Source organism: Deltaproteobacteria bacterium (genome assembly GCA_029858205.1).
Classification (GTDB): Bacteria; Desulfobacterota; GWC2-55-46; order GWC2-55-46; family DRQE01; genus JAOUFM01.
The window spans coordinates 137925-152527 of sequence record JAOUFM010000001.1 but is presented as its reverse complement, the minus strand read 5'-3'; the positions used below and the strand labels follow the sequence as shown (position 1 = coordinate 152527).

The following is a 14603-nucleotide window of genomic DNA, read 5'->3' as shown; positions in this document are numbered from 1 at the left end:
ATGAAGGTTCTTCTCACAGGCTCGGGCGGCATGCTTGCCGAGGACTTGCGCCCGGTGTTCAAGGCAAAGGGCCACGACGTCATCGTCGTCAGAAAAGACGCCGTGGATATCACGCACAAGATGGCCGTTGACCTGGCCGTAAGGGCAGCGGCTCCGGACGTGCTCATCAACTGCGCTGCATATACAAAGGTCGACAGGGCCGAGGACGATGAAGCCCTTGCCATGAAGGTAAACGGCGAGGCCCCGGGCATACTCGCCGAGACGTGCAGGAAGGCAGGGGTAAAGCTCGTGCATTACTCGACGGACTTTGTTTTTGACGGCTCTAAGTCTACGCCATACACCGAAGAGGATGTGGTAAACCCGATTTCAGTCTACGGTAAAAGCAAGCTTGAAGGCGAAAGGCGCATAATCGCCTCTGGCTGCGAATATCTGATAATACGCACGGCGTGGCTCTTCGGGCATACAGGCGTTAACTTTCCAAAGCGCATCGTAACGCTCGCGGGCGAGAGAGATGAGCTTAATATCGTATACGACCAGACCGGAACTCCGACATATACCGTGGATTTGGCAGAGGCAACACTTAACCTGCTCGGAAAAAAGGCGTCTGGAATATTTAACTTCACGAACGACGGAATAGCCAGCTGGTACGACTTCGCGTATCTGACGCTCGAACTCGAGAGGAATAAGGGCCGCGCCTTGAAGCTAAACAGGGTAAACCCCATACTCACTGCAGGGTACAAGACCCCGGCAGCGAGGCCGCCGTACTCGGTGCTGGATAAGGCAAAGTACAGGAATATTACCGGAGCTGCTATACCGCACTGGACAGACGCGTTAAAGAGGTTCGTTGACAGGGAGTGGGAGGGTAAATGATCGAGGGCGTAATAGTGCGAAGCCTTGCAAAGCATTCCGATAGCAGGGGCTGGCTTTCCGAATTCTTCAGGGCCGATGAATTGGACGCTTCCCTTATGCCTGTGATGAGCTATATGTCCATGACAAAACCCGGAGTTGCAAGGGGGCCGCACGAGCATATCCACCAGACCGATTTATTCTGCTTTGTCGGGCCATCTACCTTTAAGATATACCTTTGGGACAATAGAAAAGGCTCAAAGACCCACGGCGAGAAGATGACGCTTACAGCCGGTGAGGGTGAGCCGAAGGCCGTAATAGTACCTCCGGGTGTTGTTCATGCGTATAAGAACGTCGGCACTATGGACGGTCTTGCTTTTAACGGCCCTAATAAGCTCTACAAAGGCCCTGGCAAGACTGAAGATGTCGACGAAATACGTCATGAGGATATTAAGGATTCGCCGTATCTCCTTGATTAAAAAGGTAAAATGTCCAATATAATTATAACAGGCGGAGCAGGGTTCATAGGCAGCTGTCTTGTAAGGTGGATGGTTAAATCGTATCCGAATTATAAGATAATAGTCGTTGATAAGCTCACCTATGCCGGCAATCTGGAAAACCTTAAGGATGTCGAGAGTGCGTCGAACTACGCATTTGAAAAGGGCGATATAACGGACAGGGGCTTTGTCGAGGCTGTATTTAAAAAGCACGCTGTTGACGGCGTCATGCACCTTGCCGCAGAGAGCCATGTCGACCGTTCCATAATGGGGCCCGAAGAGTTTTTGAGGACAAACATACTCGGCACCTTCACGCTCCTTGACGCGGCGCGTCATGCGTGGAAGGACTCCCAAGGCAGGAATATGTTTTTAAACGTATCGACCGACGAGGTCTATGGCTCGCTTGGTGAGATTGGCGCGTTCACTGAAAAATCACAGTACGCACCGAACAGCCCGTACTCGGCATCAAAGGCCTCGGCAGACCACCTTGTCAGGGCGTATTACAAGACATACGGCTTAAATGCGCTTACAACTAATTGCTCGAATAATTACGGTCCGTATCAGTTCCCTGAAAAGCTCATTCCCGTCGTAATATTGAATGCCATAGAGGGTAAGCCCATCCCCGTTTACGGCGAGGGGAAAAACGTAAGGGACTGGCTGCATGTCGAAGACCACGCGGCTGCCATAGACCTCGTGTTCCATAAAGGCAGGGCCGGAGAGGTCTATAACATAGGCTCCGATAACGAGTGGAAGAATATCGACATCGTCATGCTGATATGCAGGATACTCGACGAGCTAAGGCCTGCTTCCAAGCCACATGACAGGCTTATAAAGTTCGTTACCGACCGCCCGGGGCACGATTTGCGCTACGCAATAGACCCGGCAAAGGTTACAAACGAGCTTGGCTGGAGGCCTCTTATAAAGTTCGAGGACGGGCTAAGGTCTACCGTGAAGTGGTATCTCGACAACCTCGATTGGTGCAGCCGCGTAAGAAGCGGCGAGTACGCTGCGTACTACGAAAAGAACTATTCGGGCAGGTAGGGATTTCAACGAAGGGCTTGACGTTTCTGTATTTACGGTGTATAAATTTAAAAAACGGAGGATGACGGCGAATGGCATTTTTTAAGAACGACTCTGGTGAATCCAACCGCAGTCTGCTTGTCTGGATATTGATAGTTGGGCTCATAGGGTATTGCGGCTACCTCGTGGGTGTGCCGGAGGTCACAAGCAAGATGCTCAAGGCCGATATGGAGGACGAGGTCGAGAACGCGCACCACTACGACGACGAGGAGATAAGAAAGCATCTTATGGAATCTATCGCCAAATGGGAACTGCCGATAAAGCGCGAGCAGATACAGGTGACAAGGGATAATGATTATATAGATATACGGATAAAGTATTCTGTGAACGTGAGTTTCCTCGGAGCCTACGAGAAGAGGTTTGATTATAATCTTGCGAGCAGGAAGAGGATACAGAAAACTTAGCGGCGTGGTATTAGAAATAATTGGACAAGCGCCGTTTGATTTGGTAGCATGATTGCCGGCAAACAAAACTTTGTTTGCCGGAAAACGAAAGACCCTTTTAACTTAATCCTGAGAGATTAGGAAAGGGGAGGAAAGTGACCCACACACTTCACATAGAGGCGGGCCCCGGCCTGCCGCCATACGTGTATGCTTATATGACCTCTACGTCCTTTAAGGGCGCGGAGGTTTTTTTATGCCCGGTTTCAGGCCCTATCGCGAGCAAAAGGAGGTTTTATCATGCCCGATAAGACAGTGATGGATGCGAAGGCCGTTGACAGGGCTCTCTCCAGGATTGCTCACGAGATAATCGAGAAAAATAAAGGTGTCGAGAATATAGTTCTTCTCGGCATTCCCGAGCGCGGCGATACGCTTGCCAAAAGGCTGAAGGCCAAAATCGACTCTATCGAAGGCTCGAACGTGCCCTCTGGCGCTGTTGACGCCACCCTTTACCGCGACGATATCGGCATGAAGGAAGCTCCTCCGTTAAAGAAAATGGAAATACCAATCAATATCGACTCGAAGGTCGTTGTCATGGTCGACGACGTGCTCTTTACCGGGCGCACCATACGCGCTGCCATGAACGCGCTTATGGACTTTGGCCGCCCGACCGCCATACAGCTTGCCGTGCTCGTTGACAGGGGCCACAGGGAGCTGCCGCTAAAGGCCGATTACGTCGGAAAAAACATCCCGACCTCAAGAAAAGAAGGCGTTAAGGTGATGCTCGAAGAAGTGGACGGCAAATGCGAGGTGCAGGTCAGCGCGCCCGAGAAGCCGTAGAAAGGGTTTTATTCTGTGAGGCTTGAGAGAAAAGACATACTCGGAATAGAAGATCTTGCAAAGGATGAGATAGAGGCGCTTCTATCCACTGCCGAGAGCTTCAAGGACGTCTCGAAGAGAGAGATAAAGAAGGTCCCGACACTTAGGGGAAAGACCGTTATCAATCTCTTCTACGAGTCTTCTACCAGGACCAGGACGTCATTTGAGATAGCGGCAAAGCGCATGAGCGCGGACGCAGTCAATATCTCCGTAGCAACGAGTTCCGTTAAAAAGGGCGAGACGCTAAAGGACACTGCCAAAAACCTCGAGGCCATGAACCCGGACTGCATCGTCATACGCCACGCTTCGAGCGGCGCGCCGCACCTGATAGCCAAATACGTAAAATGCGCCGTTGTGAACGCCGGAGACGGAGCGCATGAGCATCCATCGCAGGCGCTTCTCGACATGCTGACAGTAAGGGACAGGCTTGGCCGTCTGGACGGCTTGAATGTTTTAATCGCAGGCGACATTGCGCACTCTCGCGTTGCCAGGTCCAACATCCACGGATTTACGAAGATGGGCTCGAAGGTTACGGTGTGCGCTCCTCCGACGATGATGCCAAAGGGTATCGAGAAGCTCGGATGCGAGGCAACACACGATTTTCAGGGTGCGATAAAGAACGCGGACGTGATAATGATGCTTAGAATCCAGCTTGAGCGCCAGGAAGAAGCGCTTTTCTCAAGCGGACGCGAGTACTCGAAGGTCTACGGCCTGGATGCGGCAAAACTTAAGAATGCGAAAAAGGACGTTGTCATCATGCACCCGGGGCCTGTAAACAGAGGCCTCGAGATATCCAACGACGTGGCAGATGGCCCGTGGTCTCTTATCCTCGACCAGGTCAATAACGGCGTTGCTGTTCGTATGGCGATGTTCTATCTCCTGCTTGGCGGGGTGAAGGAGTAATTTTTTTTTCGATTGTGCGCGCAGGGTTTTGACGTAATTGGATGCGCTGTAAAGTTTGACGCGAAATGGAGCTTAACTTATGAAGAGAATGCTTATAAGAAACGGCCGCGTTGTAGACCCGGCCTCGAATGTGGACGGCAACTTCGACCTTGTCATCATGGGCGGCAGGATTGCGTCCATCAAGCCTTCGGGAGAAAAACTCGAGACACCAGAGACTACCGATGCCGGTTGGGATATAATCGAGGCCTCCGGCAAGCTTGTCATTCCCGGCTTGATTGACCTGCACGTGCATCTTAGGGAGCCGGGCGAGGAGTACAAGGAAACCGTTGAGAGTGGCACGCGTGCTGCTGCAGCAGGCGGGGTCACTACCGTGTTTTGCATGGCCAATACAAAGCCTGTAAACGATTCCGAATCAATAACGAAGTTCATAAAAGACCGCGCCGAGGCTTCGGGGTTTGGCGCAGTGTATCCCGTTGGCGCGATAACAAAAGGACTTAAGGGCGAGACATCGTCAGAGTTCTTCGAGCTTAAGGCCTCTGGTTGCCTTGCGGTGTCCGACGACGGCCGTCCGGTTGCATCTGCTTCTGTTATGAGACGGGCGCTTGAGTACGCAAAGGGCGCGGGGCTTGTTGTGATAACGCACGCCGAGGAGCCGACATTGTCAAAGGGCTCGATGAACGAGGGCGCTGTCTCTACAAGGCTCGGGCTTCGCGGCATACCAAACGAAGCAGAGGACTCGATGGTTGGCCGCGACATCGGCCTTGCCGAGCTTACGGGCGCGAGGCTGCACGTTGCGCACGTTTCGACAAAAGGCGCTGTCGAGTTGATACGCGCTGCAAAGAAAAGGGGAGTGCAGGTTACGGCAGAGGCAACACCCCATCATCTTGCCTTAACCGATGACGCGGTTACGCTTCACGGCGGCTATGATACGGACGCGAAGATGAACCCGCCGCTTCGGTCGCGCGCTGACGTGGACGCGCTAATAGAGGGCATAAAGGACGGCACAATCGATTGCATTGCAACCGACCATGCGCCGCACTCTGCATTGGAAAAGGACGTTGAGTTCGACGTTGCGGCAAACGGTGTTGTCGGGCTGGAGACCTCTCTCGGAGTCGTGCTGACTCTTGTTAATAGCGGCCACTTGACGCTTGTAGATGTAATACGCGCTATGACAGCCAACCCGGCAAAGGCAATGGGGCTTGGTAGCGGCGCGCTTAGGGTCGGAAGCCAGGCAGATGTAGCGGTCGTTGACTTGGATGCCGAATGGACGGTTGAGCCTGAGAAGTTTTTAAGTAAAGGCAGGAATACGCCGTTTAAGGGTTGGAAGCTTAAGGGCCGCGTTGTCACAACGGTCTATAACGGCAAGGTAGTGCATAAGGCATAAATATTTTTTTATAAGGGGATACGATGAGCTCGAAGAAGAAGGCGCTGTTGGCGTTAAGCGACGGGACAGTTTATGAAGGTCATTCGCTCGGAAGCGAGGGAGAGGCCTTGGGCGAGGTGGTGTTTAACACCTCGATGACAGGGTATCAGGAAATCCTCACAGACCCGTCGTACAAGGGGCAAATGGTCACGATGACATACCCGCAGATCGGCAACTACGGCACGAACGTAGAGGATGTCGAATCCCACAGGCCCTGGGCAGAGGGGTTCATAGTAAAAGACCCGTGCGACGAGCCGAGCTCATGGAGGCACAGGAAAGAAGGCGGCCTTACCTTGGATGAGTACCTGAAGGCAAATAAGATTGTCGGTATCTACGGCATAGACACGAGGTCTCTTGTAAGAAGGCTTAGAGACAAGGGCGCGATGGAGGGCGTGATATCCACGGTAGACACAAAGGCCGAGTCGCTTGTTCATAAGGCGAGGACTTCGCCCGGGCTTGTGGGCCGTGACCTTGTTAAGGAAGTCACGTGCAAGAAGCCGTATAAACTGGAAGAAGGGCTCTGGGAAATAGAGGGCGGGTATGCGAAGGGTATCGAGAAAAAATTCAAGGTCGTCGCATTCGATTTCGGTATGAAGCGCAACATCGTGCGTAACCTTCTGAATGTCGGATGCGATGTAACTGTTGTGCCTGCATCCACATCAGCAGACGAAGTTCTCTCAATGAACCCTGACGGCGTGTTTCTCTCAAACGGCCCCGGAGACCCGGAGCCTGTGACCTACGCGCAGGAGACGATAAAGAAGCTCATTGGCAAAAAGCCCATATTCGGCATCTGCCTTGGGCATCAGTTACTAAGCCTCGCAATCGGGGCGCGGACTTATAAACTTAAGTTCGGGCACCGCGGCGGCAACCAGCCTGTGAAGGACTTTACCACCGGCAGGGTGGAGATAACGAGCCAGAACCACGGCTTTGCCGTTGACGCGGAGCCGATTAAGAAGACAGCCGACATCACGCACATCAACCTTAACGACCAGACTAACGAGGGCATCGCGGACAAGGCGGGCAGGTTCTTCTCTGTTCAGTACCACCCGGAATCCTCGCCCGGCCCGCATGACTCGATGTATCTATTCAAACGTTTCGCGGATATGATGGAGGGGTAGAGGGGATGCGTTACGAGGATATATTCGATAAATTAAACGAGAAGCGCGTCAGTTACGTCGTGGTCGGCGGCGTTGCCATGGCGCTTTACGGCGCCATGAGGATGACGGCTGATTTGGATATCGTGATTTCCTTTGAGCGCGGGAATGTTTTGAAGTTTATCGAGGCCATGGAGGAGCTTGGTTTTAAGCCGAACGTGCCGGCAGGCGCGGCGAGCCTTGCCGAATCGTCTAAGAGAGAGTCGTTTATAAAGGAAAAGAACATGCTGGTGTTTTCTTTTTATAATTCAAAGGAAGCGATGGGGCTTGTGGATGTTTTGATAAACGAAGTTGTCGCTTACGACGGCTTGAAGGAGCGTTCGGTGACGCGTAAGTCCGTGAATACGCCGATCCCTGTTGCCGCGCTCGACGACATGATAGCGCTTAAAAAAGCGTCGGGCAGGAGACAGGATTTGCTCGATATAGAGGCTCTCGAGATGATAAAGAAAAGGGGCGATGCGTCATGAAGAAAAATAGCGCGGATAACGGCGCGGTGTGCGTTTTTTCCGAGGAGAAGCTCGACGAGTTCAAGTCCATGCCCGTGCATTTGCGTTTGAAGTGGCTCTGGGATGCGAACGTGTTCCTCAATAACGCGCTCGGCCTCGAAAAACGCGCCGAGGAGGACGGACGCTTCAAGGTTTTTTTGGAAAAACCGGGCAAGTGAATTGCTCGCGGACATGATGGAGGGGTAATTAAAAAAGGAGGTCTTATGGCTGTTCCTACATATGATGGATTGATAGCCCCAACTGTTCAAGCAATGAAGCAGTTAGGTGGTTCGGCATCGGTGGATGAATTGGAGGAAGTTGTGGCTCGAAACCTCAATCTTTCCGAAAAGGATGTTAACGATATACATCGTGGAAACATTACAAAGCTAAGCTATCGTATGGCTTGGGCTAGAACTTATCTTAAGAATTATGGTGTGTTGGAAAATTCGTCCCGCGGTGTTTGGGCATTAACTTCAGAAGGTAGAAGGATAGAGCGTGTTGATAGTAAGGAAGTTGTTCGTAGGGTTAAAGAAGTACAAAAAAAGAGAAGTGATGTCGAAGATGAAGATAGTGACTTGGGTGCGGATATAGTTGGAGAGGTGAATTGGAAAGATGGGCTTTTAGAGGTGTTGAAAAGTGTTTCGCCGGGGGCATTTGAGAATTTATGTAAGAGATTACTAAGAGAGTCTGGCTTCGTGAATGTGGAGGTTACGGGAAAAAGCGGAGATGGAGGGATTGACGGCAAGGGCGTTGTTAAGCTTGGAAATCTTTTGTCGTTCCATGTGGCTTTTCAGGCGAAAAGATGGAAGGATGTCGTTGGTCCGAGTGTTATAAGAGATTTTAGGGGTGCAATGCAAGGTAGGGCTGATAGAGGTATTGTCATAACTACCGGTGTCTTTACTCGGGATGCAAGGAATGAAGCTCAACGTGATGGTGCAATTCCTGTTGATTTGGTGGATGGTGAAGAGTTAGCAGAGAGGCTTAAGAACTTATCGCTAGGTGTAGATGTAAAGAAGGAAGTTGTAGAAAGGGTTACTGTAAATAAAGATTGGTTTGAAACGTTATGATGTGTAATGCGCCGCGCGGCGAGCGCAGAAGTTGCGTTAAGCTCATCGGCTAATTGAAGAACATTCGGGTGCAGGCCCTCGGCCTGCCGGCGAGCGCAATTAAAATAACTTTTGACTTATAAAACCAACCAAAGGAGAGTAACAATGGCAAAGAAAAAGGCAAAAAGCGCAGCGCAAAATAAGGGCCCCATATCCAAATTCATCGAACGGCATTATAAGCACTTCAACGCCGCAGCGCTCGTGGACGCGGCAAAGGGCTATGAAACGCACCTTAAAAAAGGCGGCAAGATGATGGTCACCCTTGCCGGAGCAATGAGTACGGCGGAGCTTGGCAAGTCACTTGCCGAAATGATACGCAAAGGCAAAGTCGACATCATCACCTGCACGGGCGCGAATCTCGAGGAAGACGTCTTTAACCTCGTTGCGCACGATTACTATAAGAGAATACCCAATTACCGCGACCTTGCGCCAAAGGACGAATGGAAGCTTCTCCAAGGCGGCTTTAACCGCGTAACCGACACATGCATCCCGGAGGGCGAGGCCATAAGGAGAATCGAGCACCACATATACAGGATATGGAAGAGAGAGAACGACTCGGGCGGCAGGATGTTCCCGCACCAGTACTTCTACGAGCTTCTCAAAACCGGCACGCTAAAGAAGTACTATCAAATAGACCCAAAGGACTCGTGGCTTCTTGCGGCTGCGGAGCGTAACCTGCCAATCATCGTGCCCGGCTGGGAGGATTCGACTCTCGGAAATATTTTTGCGTCCTACTGCATCACAGGCGAGCTAAGGCCGCAGACCATGAAGTCAGGTATCGAGTACATGACCTTTCTTGCGGATTGGTACATAAAGAACGCAAAGGGCCAGGGCATCGGGTTCTTCCAAATCGGCGGCGGCATAGCAGGGGACTTCCCGATATGCGTTGTGCCGATGCTGCAGCAGGACTTGAGGCTTAAGAAAACCCCGTTCTGGAGCTACTTCTGCCAGATATCGGACTCGACAACAAGCTACGGGTCTTACTCGGGCGCAGTGCCGAACGAAAAAATCACGTGGGGCAAGCTTAGCATCGAAGCGCCGAAGTTCATAATCGAGAGTGACGCGACAATTGTCGCGCCGCTTGTGTTCGCGTGGATACTCGGCTGGTAAGCCGGACTAAATAACCGCAGGAGAAACTTAAGTGCCAAAACGCACTGATATAAAGAAGATACTCATCATCGGAAGCGGGCCAATCGTCATCGGCCAGGCTTGCGAGTTCGATTACTCCGGCACGCAGGCCTGTAAAGCGCTTCGTGAAGAGGGCTACGACGTCATACTCATAAACTCGAACCCCGCGACCATCATGACCGACCCGGAGCTGACGGACAAGACCTACATCGAGCCCATCACGCCCGATACTGTCGAGAAGATAATCGCAAAAGAACGGCCCGACGCGATACTTCCGACAATGGGCGGACAGACCGCGTTAAATACTGCGGTAAAGCTTGCCGAGGCAGGGGTGCTCGATAAATACAACGTCGAGCTCATTGGCGCAAGGCTGCATGCCATCAAAAAGGCAGAGGACAGGGAGCTTTTCAAAGAGGCGATGAAGAAGATAGGCCTTGCTGTGCCAAAGAGCGGCACCGTGCATACATTTGCCGAAGCCGTCGCGTTAATTGATGAATTTTCCTTCCCCGTAATACTTAGGCCTTCGTTCACGCTTGGAGGCACAGGTGGCGGCATTGCCTACAACAGAGAAGAATACGAGGACATCGTAAGGAGAGGTCTTGACGCAAGCCCGACAAGCGAGGTGCTTATAGAAGAGTCCGTCATCGGCTGGAAGGAGTTCGAGCTCGAGGTCATGCGCGATACCGCGGATAACGTCGTCATCATCTGCTCTATCGAGAACTTCGACCCAATGGGCGTGCACACAGGGGACTCGATAACCGTTGCGCCGATACAGACGCTTACTGACAAGGAATACCAGATAATGCGCGACGGAGCGATAAAAATAATCCGCGAGATAGGTGTAGATACCGGAGGAAGCAACATACAGTTCTCCATGAACCCTGAAAACGGCAAGATTTACGTAATCGAGATGAACCCGAGGGTCTCTAGGAGTTCGGCCCTTGCAAGCAAGGCAACAGGGTTCCCGATAGCGAAGATTGCGGCAAAGCTTGCGGTCGGTTATACGCTAGATGAAATTCCAAACGACATCACGAAGAAAACTCCTGCGTCCTTTGAGCCGACGATAGATTACGTGGTAACCAAGATACCTCGTTTTACATTCGAGAAGTTCCCGAAGGCCGACTCGACCCTTACAACCCAGATGAAGAGTGTTGGAGAGGTGATGAGTATTGGCCGTACTTTTAAGGAAAGTTTCCAGAAGGCGCTTCGCTCTATGGAGACCGGGAGCTACGGCTTTAATAAGCAGCCTGTCTCGCCGCGCTACGGTATTAGAAAAGGCTTGCCAGAAGAAATCGAGAAGATATCGCACGAGCTTAAGACCCCGAGGCCGCAGCGCATCTACTATATAGCCGACGCCTTCAGGGCGGGGATGAAGGTCGAGGCAGTGCACGCGCTAACGAATGTAGACAACTGGTTCCTTACGCACATACGCGAGATAGTCGAGTTCGAGGATAAGATGGTTAAGCGGAGCAAACGCGGCGCGCTTACCGAAGACATGATGAGGCAGGCTAAAGAGTGGGGCTTCTCCGATAAGATGATAGCTGCCGTAACCGGGAAGAAGACCGAGAGTGTTGTAAAAAAACTTTCTAAGAAGCTTGGCGTCGAGCCGGTGTATAAGCGTGTTGATACGTGCGCGTCAGAGTTCGAGGCGCATACGCCGTACCTGTACTCGACTTACGAGAGGGCGTTTTATAATGTGGATGACAAGACAAAAAAGGCCGAGTGCGAGGCCGAGCCGACCGATAGAAAGAAAGTAATGATACTCGGAAGCGGCCCAAATAGGATTGGCCAGGGCATAGAGTTCGATTACTGCTGCGTGCATGCGAGCTTCGCTTTACGTGAAGAAGGCATCGAGTCCATCATGGTGAACTGCAACCCGGAGACGGTCTCAACGGATTACGATACGTCCGATAGGCTTTACTTCGAGCCACTTACCTTCGAAGATGTCATGGCAATTGTTGAGAAGGAGAAGCCTTACGGCGTAATCGTGCAGCTTGGCGGGCAGACGCCTTTGAAGCTCTCTGTGCCGCTCGAAAAGGCGGGTGTGCGAATCCTAGGCACGTCGCCTGATTCAATCGACATGGCAGAGGACAGGGAACGTTTCGACAAATTACTCGATAAGCTTAAGTTAAAACGCCCGGAGAGCGGCATCGCAAGAAGCGTTGACGAAGCGGTGAAGATTGCCGCGAAGGTCGGGTATCCTGTTATGGTCAGGCCCTCGTACGTGCTCGGAGGCAGGGCAATGGAGATGGTCTACGAAGAGGCAAAGCTTCTTGAGTACATGACCAGGGCGGTAGAGGCCTCGCCGGAGCATCCGGTGCTGATTGACCGTTTCCTCGACGGCGCGCAGGAAGTCGACGTTGACTGTATCTCGGATGGCAAGGACGTCATAGTCGGCGGCATCATGGAGCATATAGAAGAGGCAGGAGTGCATTCCGGCGATTCGGCCTGCTCCATACCGCCTTACTCGCTAGATAAGAAGACGATGGACACGATACGCAAGCAGGCCGTTTCGCTTGCCAAAAAACTCAAGGTCATAGGCCTTATGAACGTGCAGTTTGCCGTAAAGGACGGCGCTGTCTACATATTAGAGGTGAACCCGAGGGCTTCACGCACCATTCCGTATGTCAGCAAGGCAATCGGCAGGCCTCTTGCCAAGCTTGCGACAAAGATAATGGCCGGGAAGACGCTAAAGGAACTTGGCTTTGATTCGGAAATAATTCCAACGCATACGTCTGTTAAGGAGGCCGTGTTCCCGTTCATAAAGTTTCCGGGAGTCGATACGCTCCTTGGCCCTGAGATGAAGTCTACAGGAGAGGTGATGGGCATAGGGCACGACTTCGGCACTGCATTTGCCAAGGCGCAGATTGCAGCAGGCAACACGTTGCCTCTTAAAGGCACGGTGTTCGTAAGTGTGAGGGATGAGGACAAGAAGAAGATAGTTGGGGTTGCAAAGGAACTTAAATCGCTTGGCTTCCATGTCATAGCCACTACAGGCACGGCGAGGCTCCTCAATGCCGGGGGTGTAGAGACCGAGCGTGTGGCCAAGGTCGCGGAAGGAGACAGGCCAAATATAGTAGACAAGATAAAAAGCAAAGAGGTCGCGATGGTGATAAACACGAGCTTCGGGGCCAAGAGTGTCGCGGACTCGTACTCTATACGCAGAAGCTCGATAGAGATGGGCGTGCCGTACTTTACAACCGTTGCCGGAGCGTATGCCGCGTCCAAGGCCATAAAGGCCATTCAGAAGGACGGGCTCGGCGTGACTACCATACAGGAGTGGCAGAGGGCGAAGGCGTAGGCCACGCCTAATTTAACGGAGGTTACGGATGAGGGTAACGAGAGAGGCTGTTTTTTTTCTGTGCCTGTGCCTGGTTTTCTGGGGCTGCGCCGCAGTGGGCACAAACGGCGCGTCAAAGGTCTTGTCCTTAACGCCGAAGAAGACGTACGAAGAGCATGTAAGCGGGCTTAAGTCCGGCAACACAGAAATCAATTACTTCGATTTTCGCATATCGTATACCAGGACTGCGTTTTACAACCCTTATAAGATGAAGAACGTCGAGGTCGACGCCGCGTTCCTTGCAAAAGAAAGGGGCGAGTATGACAAAGTGCTCGAGACGGCGAATGCCATATTCGAATACGATTACACCGATATGGATGCGCATTACCTCGCCTCTGTTGCGTACAGGGAAAAGGGGGATGAAAAGAATTTCCGTTTTCATACGCGCGTTTTTAACGGCCTTGTGGATTCCATAACCGCAAGCGGCGACGGTCTTACGAAAGACACGGCCATGATAGTCATAAACGCGCACGAGGAATACGTGTGGCTCGGTGTTAACGGGTTCAGGAGGGGGCGGGTTGCCGGTATGGCGCATAAGGGCAGCATGCTTGACGAGCTCATGTGCATCCATAAGGACAGCGGTGAGCACAAGACTTTCTATTTTAACGTCGATTTGCCGGAGGCGTATCTGAAAAGAAAGTCCGGTAACTAGCGATGTGGCGCTGCGGTCAATAACGAAAAGCAACGGAGGTGATTATGAAAAGGATCGCGATGAGGTCGCTGTTATGCGTTATTTGCCTTGCGGCGGCTTTAGGTGTTCTGGCCGGCGTTGCGGCTGCGGCAGAGGGCAAAAAGGCTCCTAAGGCAGGCGTCAAGGAAAAATCCTACGATGATTATGTGAAGGACCTTAAGGCAGGAAACACGGAGATAGATTACCTTGCCTTCCGCGTTTCATACACAAAGACCGGCTTTTATAAACCCTATGCGTTGACTTCCGAGATAGTCAACCTTGCCTTCGACGCCCTGGATAACGGCAAATACGATGTGGCGCTCGATGTGGCCAGTGGTCTTCTGGAGACTAATTACACTGATATGGACGGGCACTACATTGCCGTGCTTGCTTACAGAGGAAAAGGCGATGAGAAGTTGGCGCGTTTCCATATGCGCATATTCGGCGGCCTTGTTGATTCCATAACCTCAAGCGGCGACGGGCTTACAAAGGATACGGCCATGATAGTCATAAACGTGCACGAGGAGTATATCTGGTTTAGCGTGAACGGGTTCAAGCCGCAAAAGCAGCAGCTTGTCAATAAGGACGGACATTCCTTCGACCTTATGACGGTTACGGATGAAAAGAGCGGAGAAAAGAAGGATCTTTATTTTAATGTCGATCTGCCGTTTTCCACGCTTGCCAAAGAGCTTAAGAAATAAGACAGGGAAGG

At 51.9% G+C, this 14603-nt stretch carries 15 protein-coding genes; all 15 read left to right on the top strand.

From position 1 onward, the window contains the following. The 15 genes from rfbD (at position 1) to OEV59_00695 (ending at position 14592) form a co-directional block, all read left to right on the top strand. The gene (gene rfbD, locus OEV59_00765) at positions 1-870 is read left to right on the top strand and encodes a dTDP-4-dehydrorhamnose reductase (GenBank protein MDH4226273.1); all 870 of its coding nucleotides are present in this window, start codon (positions 1-3) and stop codon (positions 868-870) included. Beyond that, the gene (locus OEV59_00760) at positions 867-1325 is read left to right on the top strand and encodes a dTDP-4-dehydrorhamnose 3,5-epimerase family protein (GenBank protein MDH4226272.1); all 459 of its coding nucleotides are present in this window, start codon (positions 867-869) and stop codon (positions 1323-1325) included. Before rfbD ends, OEV59_00760 begins: the two co-directional genes overlap by 4 nt. Positions 1326-1334: 9 nt before the next feature. Then, on the top strand, positions 1335-2384 hold the full coding sequence (gene rfbB, locus OEV59_00755) for a dTDP-glucose 4,6-dehydratase (GenBank protein MDH4226271.1): 1050 nt from the start codon (positions 1335-1337) through the stop codon (positions 2382-2384). Positions 2385-2455: 71 nt separating this feature from the next. Then, positions 2456-2827, top strand: coding sequence for a hypothetical protein (locus tag OEV59_00750; protein ID MDH4226270.1), 372 nt, complete (start codon positions 2456-2458; stop codon positions 2825-2827). Between the two features lie 276 nt (positions 2828-3103). Then, complete coding sequence (gene pyrR, locus OEV59_00745; GenBank protein MDH4226269.1) at positions 3104-3643, top strand: bifunctional pyr operon transcriptional regulator/uracil phosphoribosyltransferase PyrR; 540 nt, start codon at positions 3104-3106, stop codon at positions 3641-3643. A 15-nt stretch (positions 3644-3658) separates the two neighbouring features. After that, the gene (locus tag OEV59_00740) at positions 3659-4585 is read left to right on the top strand and encodes an aspartate carbamoyltransferase catalytic subunit (GenBank protein ID MDH4226268.1); all 927 of its coding nucleotides are present in this window, start codon (positions 3659-3661) and stop codon (positions 4583-4585) included. Positions 4586-4664: 79 nt separating this feature from the next. Continuing rightward, on the top strand, positions 4665-5969 hold the full coding sequence (locus OEV59_00735; GenBank protein MDH4226267.1) for a dihydroorotase: 1305 nt from the start codon (positions 4665-4667) through the stop codon (positions 5967-5969). A 23-nt stretch (positions 5970-5992) separates the two neighbouring features. Beyond that, on the top strand, positions 5993-7126 hold the full coding sequence (gene carA, locus OEV59_00730) for a glutamine-hydrolyzing carbamoyl-phosphate synthase small subunit (GenBank protein MDH4226266.1): 1134 nt from the start codon (positions 5993-5995) through the stop codon (positions 7124-7126). A 5-nt stretch (positions 7127-7131) separates the two neighbouring features. After that, positions 7132-7629 (top strand): hypothetical protein, encoded by a 498-nt coding sequence (locus OEV59_00725; GenBank protein MDH4226265.1) that lies wholly within the window; start codon positions 7132-7134, stop codon positions 7627-7629. Beyond that, positions 7626-7826, top strand: a complete 201-nt coding sequence (locus OEV59_00720) for a hypothetical protein (GenBank protein ID MDH4226264.1) — start codon at positions 7626-7628, stop codon at positions 7824-7826. The genes OEV59_00725 and OEV59_00720 overlap by 4 nt, the downstream gene beginning before the upstream one ends. Before the next feature lie 45 nt (positions 7827-7871). Continuing rightward, complete coding sequence (locus tag OEV59_00715) at positions 7872-8714, top strand: restriction endonuclease (protein MDH4226263.1); 843 nt, start codon at positions 7872-7874, stop codon at positions 8712-8714. Between the two features lie 144 nt (positions 8715-8858). After that, entirely contained in the window at positions 8859-9863 is a 1005-nt protein-coding gene (locus OEV59_00710) for a deoxyhypusine synthase family protein (protein MDH4226262.1), read from the top strand. 31 nt (positions 9864-9894) lie between these two features. Beyond that, positions 9895-13182, top strand: coding sequence for a carbamoyl-phosphate synthase large subunit (carB, locus tag OEV59_00705; GenBank protein ID MDH4226261.1), 3288 nt, complete (start codon positions 9895-9897; stop codon positions 13180-13182). Positions 13183-13210: 28 nt separating this feature from the next. Next, positions 13211-13873 carry a DUF4919 domain-containing protein gene (locus OEV59_00700; GenBank protein MDH4226260.1) on the top strand — a complete coding sequence of 221 codons (663 nt, stop codon included), beginning with the start codon at positions 13211-13213 and terminating at the stop codon, positions 13871-13873. 44 nt (positions 13874-13917) lie between these two features. After that, positions 13918-14592, top strand: a complete 675-nt coding sequence (locus OEV59_00695) for a DUF4919 domain-containing protein (GenBank protein MDH4226259.1) — start codon at positions 13918-13920, stop codon at positions 14590-14592. Positions 14593-14603 lie beyond the last annotated feature (11 nt).